Below are 19,612 nucleotides of genomic sequence, written 5' to 3' on the forward strand. Positions count from 1 at the left end.
GCGCTGGCGCCCGCCGGCGCCGCCACCGCGGGCACCACGTTGGGCACCTCGGCGGCGGAGAAGGGCCGCTACTTCGGCGCGGCGGTCGGCACGTACAAGTTCTCCGACACCACGTACATGAACGTGCTGAACCGCGAGTTCAACAGCCTCGTCGCCGAGAACGAGATGAAGTGGGACGCGACCGAGCCGCAGCGGGGCGTGTTCAACTACAGCGCCGGCGACCGCATCGTCAACCACGCCCGGTCCCGAGGCATGTCGGTCCGGGGACACGCCCTGCTGTGGCACGCCCAGCAGCCCGGGTGGGCGCAGGGACTGTCCGGTGGTGACCTGCGCAACGCCGCCATCAACCACGTCACCCAGGTGGCCACCCACTTCCGGGGGCAGATCCACTCCTGGGACGTGGTGAACGAGGCGTTCGCCGACGGCGGCAGCGGCGCCCGCCGCGACTCCAACCTGCAACGCACCGGCAACGACTGGATCGAGGCCGCGTTCCGGGCCGCCCGCGCGGCCGACCCGAACGCCAAGCTCTGCTACAACGACTACAACACCGACGGGATCAACGCGAAGTCGACCGGCATCTACACCATGGTGCGCGACTTCAAGGCGCGCGGCGTACCGATCGACTGCGTCGGGTTCCAGTCCCACCTGGGCACCACGATCGCCGGTGACTACCAGGCCAACCTGCAACGCTTCGCCGACCTCGGCGTGGACGTGCAGATCACCGAGCTGGACGTCACCCAGGGGTCCAACCAGGCCACCATCTACGCCACCGTCACCCGCGCCTGCCTGGCGGTGTCGCGGTGCACCGGCATCACCGTGTGGGGTGTGCGGGACTGCGACTCCTGGCGTGGTGGCGACAACGCCCTGCTGTTCGACTGCGCGGGCAACAAGAAGCCCGCGTACACGGCGGTCCTCGACGCCCTCAACGGTGGCACCACCCCGAATCCGACCGGCAACCGCCTGCGCAACGAGGCGTCCGGCCGGTGTCTGGACGTCGACGGCGCGAGCTCGGCCAACGGTGCCCCGATGCTGGTCTGGGACTGCCATACCGGGGCCAACCAGCAGTTCACCCAGAACGGGCGGGCCCTGCAGGTGATGGGCAAGTGCCTGGACGTGCCGAACAACGCCGCCGCCGGGACCCGGGTGCAGATCTGGGACTGCCACGGTGGGGCGAACCAGCAGTGGGTCGTCAACGGCAACGCCACGATCAGCAACGCCCAGACCGGCCTGTGCCTGGACGTCAACGGCGCCGGCACCGCCAACGGCACCGCGGTCATCGTGTGGAGCTGCCACGGCGGCACCAACCAGCGCTGGACCCGGTTCTGACCTGACGAGCGCGACAGTCGGCACCGTACGAGAAGGGAACGACAGTGACCCGATCCCGATCGCGTCGCCACCTGCGCCGGATCCTCTCCTGCGCGCTGGCCGCCCTCGTGGCGGTGCCGACCGCCGTGCTCGGTGGTGTCCCACCGGCTGCTGCCGACACCACCGCGTTCCGGGGCGTCAACTGGGCCAGGTTGGGAGACAACTTCCACGGTGGACCACTGGTGCTGTACGGCCTGAGCAGCTCCGACAGCTATGCGACGGTGACGGCCAAGGCCACCGCGATCTACACCGGCTTCCAGAACAACCTGGGTGCCAACACGGTCCGGCTGCCGATCAACACCTACACCGTCGGCACCACCTGGTGGAACGCGTACACCGGCGCGATCGACGCCGCCACGGCGAAGGGCTTCAAGGTCGTCCTCTCCTACTGGGACGACGGGGTGGCCGCCAGCGGCGGCCGGATCGTCAACACCACCGCCTTCAACACCATGTGGAACACCGTGGTCGCCAGGTACGGCACCAACGACCTCGTGTACTTCGAGCCGATGAACGAACCTGGCGGGCACAGCGCCGCGGAGTGGGCCAACCTGGTCAGCGACTGGCTGAACGCCCGTCCGTCGATCCCACGCCACCGTGTCTTCGTCAGCGGTGCCGGCCTGAACACCGACATCAGGTCGATGTGCGCCGACCGTCGACTCGACGGCACGATCGTGTCGCTGCACCACTACACCTTCTTCAGCGGCGCGAAGAACTACGACCAGTGGGTGACGTTCCTGCGGGACGCGATCGGCTCCTGTGCCGCCCGCACCGTGATGGACGAGTTCGGTGCGCCGATGGACACCGGGCTCAACTACCTCGACGCCACCAGCACCGACAATTTCGTGCGCTACTTCCGGGCCACCGCCGACGTGCTGAGGGAACTGCGGATCGGATCGATCTACTGGCCGGGGCTGGGTGGCAAGGTCACCGCCGGTCAGGGCGACGACTGGTACTCCATGCAGAAGCTGCACGGCACCGGCACCAACCTCACCCTCAGCACCCCCAACGCGAGCGGGCTCAACCGCCTCAGGCATGCCTGGGGGTTGACCGACGGTGGTGTTCCGGACGAGGCCAGCCTGCTCCGCAACGTCGGCACCGGGCAGTGCCTGGACCTTCCCGGCGCCACCACCGCCGCCGTCCAGGTCCAGGTGTACCCCTGCAACAACACCGCCGCCCAGCGGTGGACCGTGACCTCTGGTGGGCAGATCACCGCTCTGGCGGGCCAGCGGTGCCTCGACGCATACCAGCGGGGGACCAGTAACGGCACCGTCGTCGGCACGTACGCGTGCAACGGCGGCGACAACCAGCGGTGGACGGTCGGCGGCGACGGCACGATCCGCAGCGCACAGTCCGGCCTCTGTCTGGATGTGAATACCGCGACGTCGAAGGTGCAGCTCTGGTCCTGCTGGGGTGGCGACAATCAGAAGTGGCAGGTGCAGAAATGAGATCCCTCGTCCGTACCGCTAGGGGTTCGCTGCTCGCGCTGGCGGTGCTCGTCTCCGCCGCGCTGCCGGCGGTGGTGGCAGATCAGGCTCCGGCGCTGGCCGCGGTGCAGGAGACCCTCTATGTCGCACCGGGAGGGAACGACGCCAACCCGGGCACGATCGCGTCCCCGTTCCGGACCCTCCAGCGGGCGCGGGACGTGGTCCGCACGAAGACCGCGACCATGACCGGCGACATCCAGGTGCTCCTGCGCGGCGGAAGCTACCCGGTGGGCGGTACGGTCGAGTTCGGGTCGAGTGACTCCGGCACCAACGGCCACCGGGTCGTGTACGCCGCGTACCCGGGCGAGACGCCGGTCCTCGACGCCGGTGTGCAGGTGACCGGCTGGACCCAGCACAGTGGGAACATCTGGAAGGCGCCGCTCGACCGGGCCAACAAGCTGCGGGCCCTCTACGTCAACGGCCAGCGGGCCCAGATGGCCGCCAAGACGATCACCTCGGCGGGATGCCACGGCACGTACACCATCACCGCCGGGCAGGCCGACTGGGCGTGGGAATCCGGCTCACAGTGCGACGGCGCGAGGTACGGCCTCGGCGACTTCCCGGCGATCTCCCGCAACCAGGAGGACATCGAGATCGAGACGGCCACGACCTGGACCACCGCCATCGTGGGAGTCCGGCAGGTGACCACGAGCGCCGACGGTCAGAGCCGTATCGCCCTGTTCCAACAGCCGGGTGCCGCCATCGCGCAGGGGGCGTTCAACGGCAACGCCCAGGTCGCCGGCGCTCACAAGGTCATGAACGCCTACGAGTTCCTGGACGCGCCGGGCGAGTTCTACTTCGACAAGTCCAGCCGGACGCTCTATTACTACAAGGCCAGCGCCGACAACATGTCCACCGCCACGGTCTTCGCGCCCAACAACGTGACCACCGCCCTGCGGATCGCCGGCACCTCGACCAGCAGCCGCGCCCGCAACATCACGTTCTCGGGTCTCACCGTCCGGCACTCCGACTGGAACCTGTTCACCGTCGCCGGCTCGGTGTACAAGCAGGCGCAGCAGGGCAACCTGGGCGCGATGGCGTACGCGAAGGGCAACTTCCACGTCTACTACTACCGCAACGTGGACGTCACCCCGGGCATCGTCCACGTGCAGAACGCCGACGGGATCCTGCTGGAACGCAACCGCATCGAGCACACCGGGGCCGACGGGATCAACATGGTCAACGACGTGACGAACTCACAGGTGATCGGCAACGTCACCAGCGACGTCGCCGGGTCCGCGATCTCCGTGGGACACCCGCAGCACGTCTTCGTCGGCGACCACACCTCGACCAACCGCGAGAAGTACCCGCCCCAGGTCGAGGGACTCCCGAAGAACATCGTGATCAGGAACAACTACATCCACGACAGCGCGGTGCTGTTCAACGGGCACGGCGCGGTCGCGGCGTACTTCGCCGACACGCTCACGATCCAGCACAACCGCATCGAGAAGACGCCGTGGGCGGGCATCACGCTCGGCTGGGGATGGTGGAACTTCGACGGATCCTCCGGATCGATCGCGCCCAACCGGCCGACCACGACGGCGAGGAACAACACCATCAGCCACAACCACATCATCGACACGGTGCAGCGACTCAGCGACACGGCACCGATCTACACGCTGGGCAGCCAGCCTGGCACCACGATCCACAGCAACTATCTGCAAGGTGTCCCGGCCGGCCACAAGTACGGGCTCCACCCGGACGAGGGGTCGGCGTACATGACCTTCCGGGACAACGTCCTGAGCGTGGACAAGAACATCACCTGGATGATCAACTCCGACGACTTCGGACGCAAGCACGACCTGAGCATCACGCAGACGTACGGCCCGATCAACAAGGTCTCCCAGAAGAACCTGCCGAACAGCACCATCCACGACATCCTCGTCTCCGCCGACTACGTCTGGCCGGCGGCGGCCTACGGGATCGCGGTGAACTCCGGGCTCGAAGCCCCGTTCCGGGACATCACCGCACCGCGCAACCTGCCCCTGGCGGACCAGGTCCTGCCGGCCAGCACGTTCGTCGGCAGCGGCACCACCTCGATCCCGGTCCGCAGCACGGGCGATGCGACCAGGTCGCTCTGGCTGGCTCCCTCCGGCACCACCACCTTCACCGCCGGTCCGACGATGACCCGGGCCGACGGCACCGCCACCGCCATCGCCGTACCCGTCACCTCGGGTGACTACCGGCTCTACGTCGTCGACGCCCAGGGCAACCGGTCGGCCGAGTCGACGTCGCTCGTCCGGCGGCAGGGCACCGGCAGCGCCCCCGACGCGCAGATCGTGGGCGGCCAGTCCGGCCGGTGCGTCGAGGTCCCCGGCGGCGCCACCACCAACGGCACCCAGACCCAACTCTGGGACTGCTCCGGCGCCACGCAGCAGCGGTGGACCCACACCGCCGGCAAGCAGCTGACCGTGTACGGCACGAAGTGCCTGGACGCCAACGGGGCGGGCACCACCAACGGCACCACGGTCATCATCTGGGACTGCCACGGCGGGCTCAACCAGCAGTGGAACGTCAACGCCAACGGCACCATCACGAACGCCCAGTCCGGGCTCTGTCTCGACGCCAACGGCGCCGCCACCGCCAACGGAACGAAGATCATCCTCTGGTCCTGCAACGGCGGCACGAACCAGCAGTGGACTCGACGCAGCTGAGAGCGGTCCCGGGGCCAGGCATGTTCCCGCCTGGCCCCGGGCCGACCGCGTGCGTCCGTCGGCCAGATCGAGCAGTCGGACACTGTCTCCCGTATCGCATCGGCAGCAGGTGAATCGGGTGTCGCGGCAGCGGGCTGCGGTGTAGGTTCACGGTCACGCCGTCGAGCCGGAAGGAGGTCAGAACGATGTCCGATGTTCTGCGCCCCCTCCGCGATCCGGCGTCCCCGCGGAACTGAGCCGGGGCGCCGCGTTCCGGAGGATCACGCCATGGCTGATCTGGTCATCCGCCCGCTCGTCGCGGGTGAGGAAGAGTTGTTCGATTCGATGCCCGACCCGTTGCCGCACGTGCGGCAGGTCGGTTACGCCGACGGGCTCGCCGGTGGCGGTTTCCGTCCTGAGCGCACGTGGGTGGCGCTGCGCGCCGGCCGGGTGGTCGGCCGTGCCGCCTGGGCGCTTCCGCCCGGGTCCGTCGGCGACCCGTGGCTGGACCGGTTCGATCTGGCCACCGCGCCGCAGGACGGTGCCGCGCTGCTCCGTGCCGCACACGAGGCGCTCGGCGGCCCGAAGGTGTACCACGCCGCGCTGCCGGCGTACTGGCGCCGACAGCCGCAGGTTCGCGACGTGGTCGCGGCCCCGATGGCGGCGGCCCGTCTCGCCGGTCTGGTCGAGCAGGGGGAACGGTTGCGGTGCTCGTGGACGGGCGGAGCGCTCCCTGCCTTCACCGGCCGGTACACGTTCCGCCCGGCCACCGACGCCGCAGAGATCACCTCGTTGGTCGCCCGGGTCGCCGCACCGGACCTGCTCACCGGCGCGGAGACGGCGCGGGCGGTGGCGGGGGTGGACCTGGCCACCGATCCACTGTCCTGGCTCCGCGGGTCGGCCCGGGAATGGCGGGTGGCGCTGGACGGCGGCGAACCCGTCGGCCTGGCGGCACCGGCGAGCCGGGCCTGCTTCCCGATGATCGCCTATCTCGGCGTGCGGGCGCCGGCGGTGCGGGCCGACCTGCTGGCCGAGGTGGTCCGGACGTTGTCGGGCGAGGGCGCGTACGAGGTGATCGCCGACGTGGACGCGGACCGGGTGGCTGTGCTGGCGGATCTGGAACGGGCCGGGTTCCGTCGGATCCGTGCCCGGGTGAGCTTCACCCCGGCCGACGCCTGACCTGTCGGGGACGGTCTCCGCGATCGACGGAGACCGTCCCGACTGACGGCTTCCGCCGTCGCGCGGGCGAATTATCGGGTCGCCGAGATCGTCCGGGTCGCCTACCGTCGCCGCGTGACGCATGACAGGTCGATCGAGCCGGGGCAGGTGCTCGTCTTCGATGCGGACGACACGCTCTGGGAGAACAACGTCGTCTTCGAGCGGGTGATCGACGACTTCCTGAGCTGGGTGGACCATCCGACGCTCGACCGGACGCAGTTGCGGGCGGTGCTCGACGACATCGAACGGGCCAACGCCGTCGCACACGGGTACGGCAGCAAGGTCTTCCTGCGCAGCCTGCGGGAGTGCCTGGAGCGGCTGCGGGAACGGCCCGCCACCGAGGCGGAGCGCCGCGAGATCGACGAGTTGGCTATGGCGCTGATCAACCATCAGGTCGAGCTGATGCCGGGGGTGGCCGACGCGCTGGACGAGTTGGCCGGGCGGCACGAGTTGCTGCTGCTGACCAAGGGGGAGCGCGAGGAACAGCAGCGCAAGCTGGACGCGTGTGGGCTGCTGCACCACTTCACGGCGGCGCACATCGTGCCGGAGAAGGACGTGGCGACCTATCACCGGTTGAGCCGGGAGCACGCCGTCGACCCGACCCGGGCGTGGATGATCGGCAACTCGCCCCGGTCGGACATCCTGCCGGCGCGGGCGGCCGGATGGCGGGCGGTGTTCATCCCGAACGACAACACGTGGGTGTTGGAGCACGACGAACTGGACCCGACCGACGAGGGCGTCCTGCGTCTGCGCGCTTTTCCCGACCTGCTCGCGCACTTCTGAGGCCGACCGGGGCCGCCGGTGACCCGGTGGTCCGCTGATCAATCGCTCCGACCGGGTCAGCGCCTGGCGCCCGCCGGGTGTTACACGCTCCTGCCGCTATTTCCCGTTGCTGGCAATAGTGCGTGCCGGCCCGCGCGGGCTCGACCCGGGCACGCCTAGCCTCGGCCCCAGGTGCCGCGACTCGCCGGGGTGGGTCGCGGTACCGGGTCCGGTCGTGGGGCACCGTGGAGCTGAGTGCTGGCGGACCGGCTGCCGTGCCGGCGCGTGCTGACACGTGCGTCGGCAGGCGGCTGGTTCGCTGCCCACGCCGGACGGGTCAGGGCCGGGTCGTGCGGGTCCGGTCCTGACCCGTGTCGTCGTCGGGTCGGCTCAGGTGGTCTCGCCGCGCACGATGGCGACGGCGACCCGGCAGAACTCGTCCATGTCGGGTTGGAAGGCCGCGGCGATGTCCGGGTGCAGGCCGGCCCGGGTCTCGTCGAGCAGTTGCTGGCAGACCTGCTCCACCGGCTCGCCGGTGTAGGCGTCCCGGATCCGCTCGGCGGCGACCTGGAGTGCCGATGTCAGCTGCTGCTCCAAGGGCCCGCGCAGTTTCTCCTGGACCGGGTCACGAGGTTCCAGCGTGACATGTGGCTCCGACATCGGTGCTCCCTTCGTCGGCGGCAGCGGTACCCGACCACGACCGTCCGTCAAACCACGTTCGGTACCGCGGCGACGCGGACCTGGTACGAGAATTCCTCGCCGGGCTCCTCCGCGTACGACAACCGGCGGATCTGCCGGTCGTCCTCGTAGAGGGCGACGTCGACCAGGACTCCGAGGTGGGCGAGGCCGATGCTGGTCACCCGCTTCTTGTCCTGCAGCACCGCGCACACCCCGCCCAGCAGGGTGCTGGCGTCGGAGGTGCGGTGCCCGGGCGGGCAGCGCAGCGTCAGGTCCACCTCGATCGGGCCGGACAGCGGGGTCCAGCCGGTCTTCTGTGCCGCCTCGCAGGCGGCCCGGAGCAGGGTGCGTACTCTCGTCGCCTGCCGGTGACCGGCAGCGAAGATGGACAGCGCCTCGGTCTTGACCGGTGGCAGGCCGCTCACCTCGAACGTCAGGGCGAGAGCGCGGGTGTCCTGCACCACGACGGCACCTCCTCGTTGGGGACGATCCTGCCCAACAGGTGAAGCGGTGACGGGGTGTTCCCGTGAGAACCCACCGATCGGGCGGATCGGGGTCGGCCGGGGCGTATCGACGGCGACGGCGTACGCGCTGGTGGGCTTAGACGCTAGTCCACCTGGCTCCCGCCCGGTAGCAGCCGATCACCCGTGTCAGATGGTGAACGGTCGGTCCGGGGAGTACCGGGCGTCGGGGTGGAAGGCGGAGAAGGTGTTGCCGGAGGCGGCGTCGGGCGGGGAGTTGCACGAGGAGCGGGTGAGCGTCGGCCGGGTAGGCTCCACGGCGTGGAGATCGAGCCTCGACCTGAGCAGTTGTCACGGAAGCCGAGTGAGCTGGAGCAGGAGGCCGCCGCGACGGCGCTGCAGGAGGCGGTCGGCGAGGGCCGGCTGACCCTGGAGGAGTTCAGCGATCGGGTCGGGGCGGTGTGGGCGGCCGAGCGCATCGAGGATCTGGAGCGGGCGACGGCCGGGGTGGTGGTTTCCGCGCCTCCGGTCGGTAGTACGCAGACCGTGTCGACCGTGGTCGCGTTCCTCGGTGACCAGCGGCGGGTGGGACGGTGGCGGTTGCCCGCCCGACTGCGGATGTTCAGCGTGCTCGGCGATGTGCATCTCGATCTGCGGACGACTGTCTGCGCCGAGGCCGTGGTGGAGATCGAGGCGTGGAGCCTCCTGGGTGACATCAAGATCGATGTGCCCGACGGGGTGGATGTGGAGCTCGCCGGTATCGGGTTGCTCAGCGACCGGGAGCTCCGGTTGGCGTCGATGCCCCCGGTGCCGGGAACGCCGCGGATTCGGGTCAGGGTGCACTCGCTGCTGGGCGACGTGCGGGTCAGATCGACGAGTGCGGGCAAGGACGTGGCGGGTTGGCGGCGCTGGTTGCTCGGTCAGCAGTCGCCACCCGCGACCGGGCACCACTCACCGCCGCCACCCGCGGTGGGGAGCCGCTGACCCGGTCGTCGGCGACCTGCGGTACGAGGCTGCCGGCGGCGCCACACGTGTCGTGGCCGCACACCGTGGCTGCCGCCTCTGCTCAGAGCAGCTCGAAGTCGTAGATGGAAGAGTCGATATAGATCATCCCGCGGTCGTCGGCGGCGGCGGCGATGGCGGGGGTCCACCCGATCAGCGTCCCGGGAATCTCGATCCGGTTCGAGTGGTGCTTGCGCGCGGAGAAGCCCATCCGCACCGCGAGGGAGACGATGGAGTGCGGATCGCCCATCGTGTCGCTGGTGTTCATGAAGATGTGCCCGCCGGCGGCGAGGTGCGGCTTCACCTCGTGGAAGAAGCGCTGGTGGAGGGCGTACCCGGGGTCGAACACCGAATGCTCGATCGGCCGGTCGTAGGCCCGGTCCTCCCGCGCCCGCACGAGGGGCGGGTTGGACACGATCAGGTCGAAGACGTCCTCCCGGCCGAGTTCGAGGAACAGGTCGCTGGTCAGCGCTTCGACCTTGTGCCCGACGTCGTGTGCCTTGGCGTTGAGCACGGTGTTGGCCACCGCAGCCGGGTTGATGTCGGTCGCGACGACGCGTTCGCAGCCACTCATGGCGGCCACCACGCTCGTGACGCCCGCGCCGCACCCGATCTCGAGGAACCGGGTGCCGGAGCCCAGGGGCAGCGCGGACGTGAACACCTCGGTCGCCGGATCGGGAGGCCACACCTCGGGCAGCACGGACCAGGTCGATCGCATGAGCTCTCTGGTGCCACCGTCCTTGATGAGCGAGTCGGCCTGGGCGACCAGCCAGTCGCCGACGTCGTCGGCGAACGTTCGGTCCATGATTCGTCCTCGGGTTCGGTGTGTCGTCGAATGGCTGGCGACGCGTGACGCCAGTCGTGCCGGTCGGGTGAAGCGCCTGTCGGGTTAACGCACCTGCGGGGCTGTTCCGGCTCGGGGAACGGTAACCGTCCGCCGGTGTTGTTGCCAAGCAGTGAGCCGTTCCGTGCATGGCGCTGACTCCCGGAATTCGCTACCCGGCTTCCTTGGCGTTAAGTCCGAGTCGGAACAGGCGCACCCATGGAGCGCTCTCCGGACAGGAATTTGCGACAGCAAATTTCCCCACCGGTGATATCGGTTCTGCCAACATCCAAGATGGACATTAAAGGCGTGTCATCACTAATCGGCGGCTGAGTCTTGCCGGAGTCGACTAGAGGGCGGCGTGTGGGTGGAGTGGCGGGTAAGCGGATGCATTATCGGTTTGGCACGTCGTCGCCAATCTGAGACGTACTGCCGGCGGGAGGGGGTCGTGTGCAACGGTTCGGGCGGGCTCCGGACACGTGCGGACTCGGCCGGTTCGGGCTGGCCCGTCGTGAAGTGTGATCCGCGTGCTTTCCTTTGATCGTCCGTAATTGGGGTGGTGCGGCATGGTTGCGGCGCGTCCGCTGCGTCGTTGACCTGCGGTTGCCCTGACGTGGGCGGCCCGGCTGCCGGACCGTCTGTCGCATGTGGATCAGATAACGCCTTCGGCCGCAAGGGCTCGCCGGATCATCTATTCATCCCTACTTTTGACCGGATTGGCCGCTGACACTGCGAAACCGAGGGCTTTAAGGGGCGGGGGGCCAGGCCGCTCGGGTGCGAATTTTTTGCCGTTTTGATCGTCCTGTCGCGGCGGCCAATCGCCCCCGAAGCAGTGTGCAATTGAGCCACTACTGCCCGTAGTGTCGATGCTCGTCTTTACGGCTTGCGGCGCTTCCGTGTATGGTCCGTCGCACGGAGTTGACAATCTCATGCAACTTGCAATGAAGGCGAAGCGGGCACCTGCTGCTGATGTCCACTCATTGCGTGCAGGGTCTCCGAACAAACGGGGCAATCGTGTAATAGGTTCCTCCGACGCCGGGCCGACTCAGCCCGGCGTCGTCCATATGGGTGTGCGAAGGCGAATGTTGGAGCGATGTTCGCGTACATTACGCGTGCCCTTTCCATCATTACCGGGGGCGGCTGGACAATGGCGACAGTAGGGGTCATCGGCGCGGGCGTCATGGGCAAGGACGTGGCCATCACGTGCGCGGCCAAGGGTTACGACGTCATCCTGTCCGACCACGACTCCGACGTGCTGGCCACCGCGCCCCGGGACATCCGGCACCTCGTCCGGAAGTTCCGGATGATGTCTCCGGCCGCCGCCGCCTGGAAGGCCGACGAGATCCTGGGCCGCATCCGCTTCGGCGCCGACCTCGGCGACCTCGCCGGAGTCGACTGGATCGTCGAGAACATCGTCGAGGACCTGGCCGCCAAGGAGCGCCTCTACCTCGATCTGCGTGACGTCTGCGGCGAGAGCACGAAGATCGCCGTGAACACGAGCTGTATCTCCATCACCAAGCTCGCCGCCGGCACGCCACGACCCCACAACGTCGTCGGCATCCACTTCATGAATCCGGTTCCCCTGCTGGAGTGCGCGGAGGTCGTCCGTGGCTACCACACCTCCGAGGACACGATCAAGCAGGCCGAGGAGTTCGTCCGGTCGCTCGGCAAGCAGTCCATCGTGGTCAACGACATGCCCGGCTTCGTGTCCAACCGGTTGTCGCACCTGTTCATGAACGAGGCGGCCTTCCTGGTGCACGACGGCGTCGCCGAGCCGGAGCAGATCGACGCCATCTTCAAGCTCGGGTACGGGCACAGGATGGGCCCGCTGGAGACCGCCGACCTCATCGGCCTGGACACCGTGGTCGACTCCCTGAACGTGCTCTACGCGGAGTTCCAGGACAGCAAGTTCCGCTGTTGCCCGACGCTGAAGAAGATGGTCGCCGCGGGCCGGCTGGGACGGAAGAGCGGTCAGGGCTTCTACACCTACGCGAACCACTGAGATCTCCCCGAACGCTGACGCGGTCATCGGCTGCGCCACCGGGCAGCGATCCCCCTGGAGGACTTCGATCTATGAAGATGGCGAAGTGTGTCGTCTGGGACCTCGACGACACGCTGTGGCACGGCACCCTGTCCGCCGGCGATGACCTCGTCCTCCGCGACGACGTGGTCAACGTGATCAAGACCCTGGATGCGCGCGGCATCCTTCAGTCGGTGGCCAGCAAGAACAACCACGACGACGCGGTGCGCAAGCTGGAGGAGGTCGGCCTCGCCGAGTACTTCCTCTATCCGCAGATCAACTGGAACAGCAAGTCCAGCTCGCTCGCCGCGATCCGCGAGAAGCTGAACATCGGCATCGACACGATCATGTTCGTGGACGACCAGCCGTTCGAGCGCGACGAGGTGGCCTTCGCCCACCCGGAGGTCGAGACGGTCGACGCGGCGGATCTGGGCACCCTGCTCGCGATTCCGCGCCTGTCACCCCCGGTGGTGACCGAGGACGCCGCCCGCCGTCGGCGGATGTACCTGGAGGATCACGCGCGCAACGCCGCGGAGCTCGAGCACCGGGGCGCCCCGGACGAGTTCCTCAGCGGTCTCGACATGATCTTCACGATTTCTCAAGCGAGGGACGGCGACCTGCTGCGCCTCGCTGAGCTGACCGAGCGCACCAACCAGCTGAACTCCACCGGCATCCAGTACTCGCACCAGCAGCTCGAAGAGCTGATGGGCAGCCCCGACCACGACATCTGGGTGTGCGAGCTGACCGACCGCTACGGCTCCTACGGCAAGATCGGCGTGGCGCTGGTGGAGAAGCAGGACGACCGCTGGACGGTCAACCTCCTGCTGATGTCGTGTCGGACGGTGTCCAAGGGCGTGGGCACGGTCCTGCTGTCCTTCCTGTTGAACCGGGCCGCCGAGAACGGGAAGCGTCTCCTGGCCCGCTTCCGCCGGACCGACCGGAACCGCCAGATGCTGGTGACGTACCAGTTGGCGAACTTCCGCGTGGTGTGGCGCGAGGGCAACGACTACCTGTACGAGCACGATCTCGCGGTCCGTCAGGACTATCCCGGTTACATCAAGGTCAAGATCGATGCGTGACGAGGCGGTGGTGAACATGGCAGACGTGATGGTGGCGGACGCTGCGAACAGGATCCGGGAGTACCTCCGGGAGAACATGACCGCGTTCAAGGACGTCGAGCTGGACGACGAGGAGAACATCTTCGAGCGTGGCTATTTCACGTCGTTGTTCGCCATGCAGCTCCTGCACTACGTCGAGTCCACGTTCGACCTCGTGGTTCCGGACGACTACATCATCCTGCAGAACTTCAGTTCGGTCCGCCGCCTCGCGGACATGGTGGGTGAACTGAAGGCCTCGGCTGGTGAGTGACATGGACAGGTCCGACGTCATCGCACGCGCCATGCTCTTCGCCGAGACCGAGCTGGCCCCACGGGCCGCGGAGTTCGACCGGGACGAGGCCCTGCCGCGCGACGTCATCCAGAGGATGGCGGCGGAAGGTCTGCTCGGTGCGTCGATCCCGACGAAGTGGGGCGGACTCGGCCTGGACCCGCTGGAGTACGGCGAGGTCACCGAGGCGATCGGCAAGGCCTGCGCGTCCACCCGGGCGCTGCTGACCGTCCACACCTCGATCGTCGCCGGGACGCTGCTGGAACTGGCGTCGCGGCGGCTCAAGGAGAAGTACCTCACCGCCCTCGCCCGGGGCGAGATGATCGGCTGCTTCGCGCTGTCCGAGGAGGGCGCCGGGTCGGACGCGGCGGCGGTCGCCACGACGTACATCAGGAAGGGCGACTCCTTCGTCCTCAACGGACGCAAGAAGTGGATCTCCTTCGCCGGTGTGGCCGACCTGATCCTGGTGCTGGCGACCGACAACGGCGTCACGAGCGCGTTCATGGTGGAACGCGACATGCCCGGCGTACGGACCTGGCCGATGTCCGGCTTCCTGGGCAACCGCGCGACCCACATCGCGGAGATCGAGCTGGACGACGTCGAGGTGCCGGCGGAGAACCTCATCGCGGGTATCGGGGCCGGCTTCGGCTTCGTGGTGAACACGGCCCTCCTGCACGGTCGCTACAGCATCGCGTGGGCCGGTGTCGCGCTGGCCCAGGCGGCGCTGGAGGAGATGTGCACCTACGCGACGCGGCGCGAGCAGTTCGGGGTCAAGATCGGCACGCAGCAGTTGGTGCAGAAGATGGTCGCCGACGCGGTCACCAGCGTCGCCGCGGCCCGGGAACTGTGTCGCAGCGCGGGCCGGTCGCTCGCGCAGCGCAGTGCCGACGCGGCCACCGAGACGATCATCGCGAAGTACTTCTCGTCCACCGTCGCCCAACGTGCGACGTCGGACGCGGTCCAGGTGCTGGGTGGGAACGGGTGCTGGTCGGGATACCCCGCGGAACGCCTGTTCCGGGAGGCGAAGATCCTCGAAATCATCGAGGGCACCTCCCAGCTGCAGCAGATCATGATCGCCGACGCCGGCTACAAGAAGTACGCCCGGAAGGCATAGGCGATGACCCCGTGTCCGATCCCGCGCGCCGCGAACACCCTGGAGACCGTCATGGCAAGCACCCCCGGTGGCTGGGTGGTGAGGCACCGGTGACCATTCCCTGGATCCTCAGTACGCCGAACGAGCAGGCGCTGCGCGATGTCGCCGGGCGGTTGCGTGACCTCGTCGAGGAGTGCGCCGCCGACCCCTGGGACGTGGGGCGCACGCTGGCGGCCCGCCCGTCACAGGCGCACCGGGCCGTGCTGCTGGGCGGCGGCGACAGCCTCGTGACGGCGGTACGGCTGCTCGCCCAGGGGCGGCCGAGTCCGCACGTGGCGCGGGCGACGGCGGCGGACGTGACCCGCCCGGCGTTCGTCTTCCCCGGCCAGGGCGCGATCTGGCCGGGTATGGCGGCAGAGCTGCTCGACTCCGCGCCGGTGTTCGCCCGGCGCATCGGGGACTGCGCCGACGCGCTCGCACCGCACGTGGACTGGTCGCTGGTCGACGTGCTGAGGTCGGACTCCACGGACCTGTACCAGCAGACCGACGTCGTGCAGCCGGTGCTGTTCTCGATCATGGTCGCGCTCGCCGAGTTGTGGCGTTCGCACGGTGTCGAGCCACAGGCGGTCGTGGCGCACAGCATCGGCGAGGCTGCCGCCGCCTGCGTGTCCGGGGCACTGTCGCTGGACGACGCCGCGAGGACCGCCGTGCTGTGGAGCCGGGCCCAGTCGACGCTGGCCGGCCGAGGCGGGATGGCCGTGGTGGCGTTGCCGGTGCACGAGGTGACCTCGTGGTTCGCCGAGCACGGTCACGACGTCGACGTCTCCGGCCTGATGGCACCCCGCACGGTGGTGGTCTCCGGTGACAGCGCGGTGCTCGCGCTCGCCGCCGAGCAGTTGCGCGCCGCAGGCGTCTACGCGCACGTGACATCCGTGCCGCTGGCCGCGCACTCGCCGCGCGTCGAGGAGGTGCGGGACACCGTGCTGACCTCGCTCGCCTCGATCAGCCCGCGCACCTCGGACATTCCGTTCTACTCCGGCATGACGGGTGGGGCCTTCGACACCGCCGGGCTGGACGCGCAGTACTGGTATCACAACCTGCGTCGACCGATGCTCTTCGAGAGCGCCACGAGGGCCATGCTGGCCGACGGCTATCAGGCTTTTGTCGAGCTCAGCGCACACCCGGTGCTGACCCTGGCCATGCGGCAGACCGTGGAAGCCGTCGGCACGGCGGTGCCGGTACTCCACTCCCTGCGTCGCGACGGGCAGCGCATGGATCACTTCCTGGCCTCGCTCGCCGAGGCGCACGTCCAGGGTCTCGCGGTGAACTGGGAGCCGGTGTTCGCCGGGCGCGGCCGGCCGATCGACCTGCCCGACCTGGACCTGCCCGGATCGGCCGGAGCCGGCGCGGACGTCGCACCGGTCCGGTCGGTGGTCGACGGCCCGTCGCTGGCGAGCCTGGTGTCCACACAGGTCGCGGGCGTGCTCGGTATCGGCCCGGAACTGGCCCAGGACGACCACACCAGGAGCCTGTTCGAGCTGGGCTGCACGTCGGTGCAGCTGATCGAGCTCCAGAGCGGGCTGGCCAGGGAACTCGGTGTCGCGCTGGAGAGCACGTTCATCATCGACCATCCCACCGCGCACGCGCTCACCGACGAGCTGACCCGCCGGGTCGAGCGGGGACGCGCACCGGCCGAGGCGCGAGCCGCCGCCCCGGCGTCGACGGGGTCGTTCTCCGCGGAGCCCGTCGCGGTGGTCGGCATGGCGTTCCGGCTCCCCGGCGGGATCGGCACCCGGCACCAGCTCTGGGAGACGTTGAGCGGCAAGGTCGACGTGGTGCGGGAGGTACCCGCCGACCGGTGGTCGCACAGCGACCTCGACACCAGCGAGGTGACCACCACCCAGGGCGGCTACCTCGACCAGGTGGACCAGTTCGATCCGCTGTTCTTCAGCATCTCGCCCGCGGAAGCCGCGTCGATCGACCCGCAGCAGCGCCTGCTGCTGGAACTGACCTGGGAGGCGCTCGAAGACGCCGGGATGAACCCGGTGACGGCGGGGCGGGACCGGCGCGTCGGCGTGTTCGTCGGTATCTACAACAACGACTACGCCCAGGTCGGCAAGAACCTCGGGCACCCGGCGGAGCGGTACACCTACACCGGGAACATGGCCAACTCGGCGGCCGGGCGGATCTCCTACAGCTACGGCTTCGACGGTCCCAGCCAGGCGATCGACGCGGCCTGCGCCTCCTCGCTGTACGCGCTGCACCAGGCCGGACGGGAACTGCGGCAGGGCGGCTGCGACATGGTCGTCGCTGCGGCGGTGAACCTGATCCTCAGCCCCGAGGGGCACGTGTCGTGGTCGCGCCTACAGGCGCTGTCCCCGACCGGGCGGTGTCGCAGCTTCGACGACGGGGCCGACGGCTACATCCGCAGTGAGGGCGGAACGGTCGTCATCCTCAAACGGCTCTCCGACGCCGAACGCGACGGTGACGACATCCTGGCCGTGATCAGCGGGTCGGCGATCAACCACAACGGCCAGGGCGGTGGGTTCACCGTCCCGAGCGGGGCCGCCCAGCAACGGGTGGTCGAGGCCGCGATGGCCGAGGCGGGCGTCGGGATCGAGGACGTCTCCTACGTCGAGGCCCACGGCTCGGGCACGCCGATCGGCGATCCGCAGGAGCTCAACGCCCTGGCCCGGGTCTTCGCCGGCCGGAGCGGCAAACTGCGCGTCGGCAGCGTCAAGTCCAACCTCGGGCACCTGGAGTCCGCGGCGGGTATGGCGGCGCTGTGCAAGGTGATCGTGTCGATGCAGCACGGCCGCCTTCCGGCCACCCTGCACTTTCGCGAGGGCAACCGCCTGATCGACTGGGACGCCGTCCCGATCGAGGTGGTGGCGGACGAGATCGCGTGGCAGCCGGCCGGCGGCCGGCGGCGTGCCGGGATCAGCTCCTTCGGCATCAGCGGCAGCAACGCCCACATCATCGTGGAGGAGTACGAGCCGACGTCGCGCCGCACGTCGTCGACGCCCGGTCTGCCGCGTCTGCTGCCCGTCTCGGCGAAGTCGGACGCGGCGCTGCGCGCCGCCCTGCGGACCCTCGGCGAGTGGAGTGCTGACACGACCGCCGACCTCGCCGACATCGCGCACACGCTGGGCACGCGGCGGGCGGGTCTGCGACACCGGGCGGCACTGGTCTGCGACGCCGTCACCGACATCCCGGGTGCGGTCGAGGCGGTGCTGGCCGACGGGGGCGTGCGTGACCAGGCGGACCCGGGACAGGTCTTCGTCTTCTCCGGCCAGGGTACGCAGTACCCGGGCATGGCGCGGGAGCTGTACCAGCACGCCGACCTGTTCCGGCGCGAGTTGGACGAGATCGACCGGGTGTTCCGGCGGCTCGGCGACGTCTCCCCGATCGAGGCGATGTTCGGTGACGACGAGACGTCGTTCCAGTCGCCGCGGCACACCCAGCCCATGATCTTCGCGGTCGGGTTGGCGCTCGCGCGGTACTGGCAGGCGCTCGGCGTCACGCCGTCGGCTGTGATCGGCCACAGCATCGGCGAGTACACGGCCGCCTGCTTCGCCTCCGTCATGAGTCTCACGCAGGCGGTCGACCTGGTGACCCGCCGGGCGCGGGTCGTGGCGGCCTCGACCGGCGACGGCTCCATGGCGACGCTGCTGTGCTCCCGGGAGCGGGCGGAACAGCTGCTGACCGACTATCCCGACGTCTCCGTCGCCGCCGTCAACGCTGCCGAGAACACCACCGTCGCCGGGTCCGCCGAGAGCATGGCCGAGGTGTTGAGGGCCGCCCGCAGACAGCGGATCTTCACCGAGCGCCTGGACGTCTCACACCCGTACCACTCGGTTCGGATGGCTCAGGCCGCCGACGACCTGTACGCGCAGATCCGGCACCACGAGTTCGAGCATCCGGCCATCCCGTGGATCTCGACGCGCACCGGTGGGCCGGTCACGGCGGACGCGCCGATCGACGCGTCGTACTGGAGCCGGCACCTCGTCGAGCCGGTCCTGTTCCAGGCGGCCGTCGGGGTCGCGATCGCGCGCGGCTCACGGGTCTTCGTCGAGATCGGCGCGACGGCCACGGTCGGCGGTCTGATCGCGCAGGAGTTCGCGGACGCCGCCATCGTCGTTCCGAGCCTGCGCAAGGGGCGCTCCGATTGTCGGCAGCTGCTCGAGAGCGCGGGTGAGCTGTGGCGGCTGGGCCGGTCGCTGGAGTTCGGTCGGCTGCCCGGCGCGGCGGGCGGCCTCGTCCGCGACCTGCCGCGTACGCCCTTCGACCGGCAGCGGATCTGGTATTCCGACCGCGCCGGAGACCACATCGCCGTGGCGCGGCCCGCCGTCGCCGAACCGGAAAGGACCGGTGTCCAGCGGATGGCCGATCGAGGACCCGTCCTCACGTTCGTCAAGCAGTGCGTCAGCCAGGTCACCGGGGTCGGCGTCGACGCGATCGACGAGTCGGTGCACCTGTTCGCGCTGGGAGTCGACTCCCTGATGCTCGTCCAGTTGGGCAAGCGCGTCGAGGCCGAGTACACCGTCGAGATCCCGATCAAGGCGTTCTTCGAGTCCCTCTACACGCCGGGTCTGCTGGCCGACTTCGTTCTCGAACAGCGGCCCGCCGAGGTGACGCCGGTGCCGTCGGCGGAGCCCGTGGCCGTCGCGCTTCCGGAACCGCGGGC

The 19,612-nt window shown here is 69.1% G+C and carries 15 protein-coding genes; 11 read left to right on the plus strand and 4 right to left on the minus strand.

The window, feature by feature from the left end:
- The 5 genes from EYA84_RS09670 to EYA84_RS09690 form a co-directional block, all read left to right on the plus strand.
- On the plus strand, positions 1–1,326 hold a 1,326-nt coding region (locus EYA84_RS09670; protein WP_131052693.1), incomplete at its 5' end, for an endo-1,4-beta-xylanase.
- A gap of 44 nt (positions 1,327–1,370) precedes the next feature.
- A complete protein-coding gene (locus EYA84_RS09675; RefSeq protein WP_131052694.1) occupies positions 1,371–2,810 on the plus strand; it encodes an RICIN domain-containing protein in 1,440 nt (479 codons plus the stop codon).
- Entirely contained in the window at positions 2,807–5,503 is a 2,697-nt protein-coding gene (locus EYA84_RS09680) for an RICIN domain-containing protein (RefSeq protein WP_131052695.1), read from the plus strand. The genes EYA84_RS09675 and EYA84_RS09680 overlap by 4 nt, the downstream gene beginning before the upstream one ends.
- A gap of 267 nt (positions 5,504–5,770) precedes the next feature.
- Entirely contained in the window at positions 5,771–6,661 is an 891-nt protein-coding gene (locus tag EYA84_RS09685) for an acetyltransferase (protein WP_131052696.1), read from the plus strand.
- 147 nt (positions 6,662–6,808) lie between these two features.
- Positions 6,809–7,483 carry an HAD family hydrolase gene (locus EYA84_RS09690; protein WP_131052703.1) on the plus strand — a complete coding sequence of 225 codons (675 nt, stop codon included), beginning with the start codon at positions 6,809–6,811 and terminating at the stop codon, positions 7,481–7,483.
- A 369-nt stretch (positions 7,484–7,852) separates the two neighbouring features.
- Here EYA84_RS09690 and EYA84_RS09695 read toward each other — a convergent pair whose 3' ends face one another.
- From EYA84_RS09695 to EYA84_RS33845, 3 genes are all read right to left on the minus strand, one after another.
- Complete coding sequence (locus tag EYA84_RS09695; protein ID WP_131052697.1) at positions 7,853–8,122, minus strand: hypothetical protein; 270 nt, start codon at positions 8,120–8,122, stop codon at positions 7,853–7,855.
- A gap of 47 nt (positions 8,123–8,169) precedes the next feature.
- On the minus strand, positions 8,170–8,601 hold the full coding sequence (locus tag EYA84_RS09700; protein ID WP_131052704.1) for a hypothetical protein: 432 nt from the start codon (positions 8,599–8,601) through the stop codon (positions 8,170–8,172).
- A gap of 189 nt (positions 8,602–8,790) precedes the next feature.
- Positions 8,791–8,919, minus strand: coding sequence for a hypothetical protein (locus tag EYA84_RS33845; RefSeq protein ID WP_255446604.1), 129 nt, complete (start codon positions 8,917–8,919; stop codon positions 8,791–8,793).
- Between the two features lie 3 nt (positions 8,920–8,922).
- Between EYA84_RS33845 and EYA84_RS09705 the strand changes: the two genes are divergently transcribed.
- The gene (locus EYA84_RS09705; protein WP_161594940.1) at positions 8,923–9,585 is read left to right on the plus strand and encodes a DUF1707 domain-containing protein; all 663 of its coding nucleotides are present in this window, start codon (positions 8,923–8,925) and stop codon (positions 9,583–9,585) included.
- 82 nt (positions 9,586–9,667) lie between these two features.
- On the opposite strand, the gene EYA84_RS09710 is transcribed toward EYA84_RS09705, so the two are convergent.
- Positions 9,668–10,408 (minus strand): methyltransferase, encoded by a 741-nt coding sequence (locus EYA84_RS09710; RefSeq protein WP_131052699.1) that lies wholly within the window; start codon positions 10,406–10,408, stop codon positions 9,668–9,670.
- A 1,165-nt stretch (positions 10,409–11,573) separates the two neighbouring features.
- Between EYA84_RS09710 and EYA84_RS09715 the strand changes: the two genes are divergently transcribed.
- From EYA84_RS09715 to EYA84_RS09735, 5 genes are all read left to right on the plus strand, one after another.
- On the plus strand, positions 11,574–12,428 hold the full coding sequence (locus EYA84_RS09715; RefSeq protein WP_131052700.1) for a 3-hydroxyacyl-CoA dehydrogenase family protein: 855 nt from the start codon (positions 11,574–11,576) through the stop codon (positions 12,426–12,428).
- Positions 12,429–12,499: 71 nt separating this feature from the next.
- Positions 12,500–13,525, plus strand: coding sequence for an HAD family hydrolase (locus EYA84_RS09720; protein ID WP_131052701.1), 1,026 nt, complete (start codon positions 12,500–12,502; stop codon positions 13,523–13,525).
- Positions 13,518–13,814, plus strand: coding sequence for a phosphopantetheine-binding protein (locus EYA84_RS09725; RefSeq protein WP_201272343.1), 297 nt, complete (start codon positions 13,518–13,520; stop codon positions 13,812–13,814). The genes EYA84_RS09720 and EYA84_RS09725 overlap by 8 nt, the downstream gene beginning before the upstream one ends.
- Position 13,815: 1 nt before the next feature.
- On the plus strand, positions 13,816–14,946 hold the full coding sequence (locus EYA84_RS09730; protein WP_131052702.1) for an acyl-CoA dehydrogenase family protein: 1,131 nt from the start codon (positions 13,816–13,818) through the stop codon (positions 14,944–14,946).
- 89 nt (positions 14,947–15,035) lie between these two features.
- The coding region (locus tag EYA84_RS09735) for a type I polyketide synthase (RefSeq protein ID WP_201272344.1) at positions 15,036–19,612 on the plus strand (4,577 nt) is incomplete at its 3' end.

It is taken from the genome of Verrucosispora sp. SN26_14.1 (assembly GCF_004307965.1).
In the GTDB taxonomy this organism is placed as follows: Bacteria; Actinomycetota; Actinomycetes; order Mycobacteriales; family Micromonosporaceae; genus Micromonospora.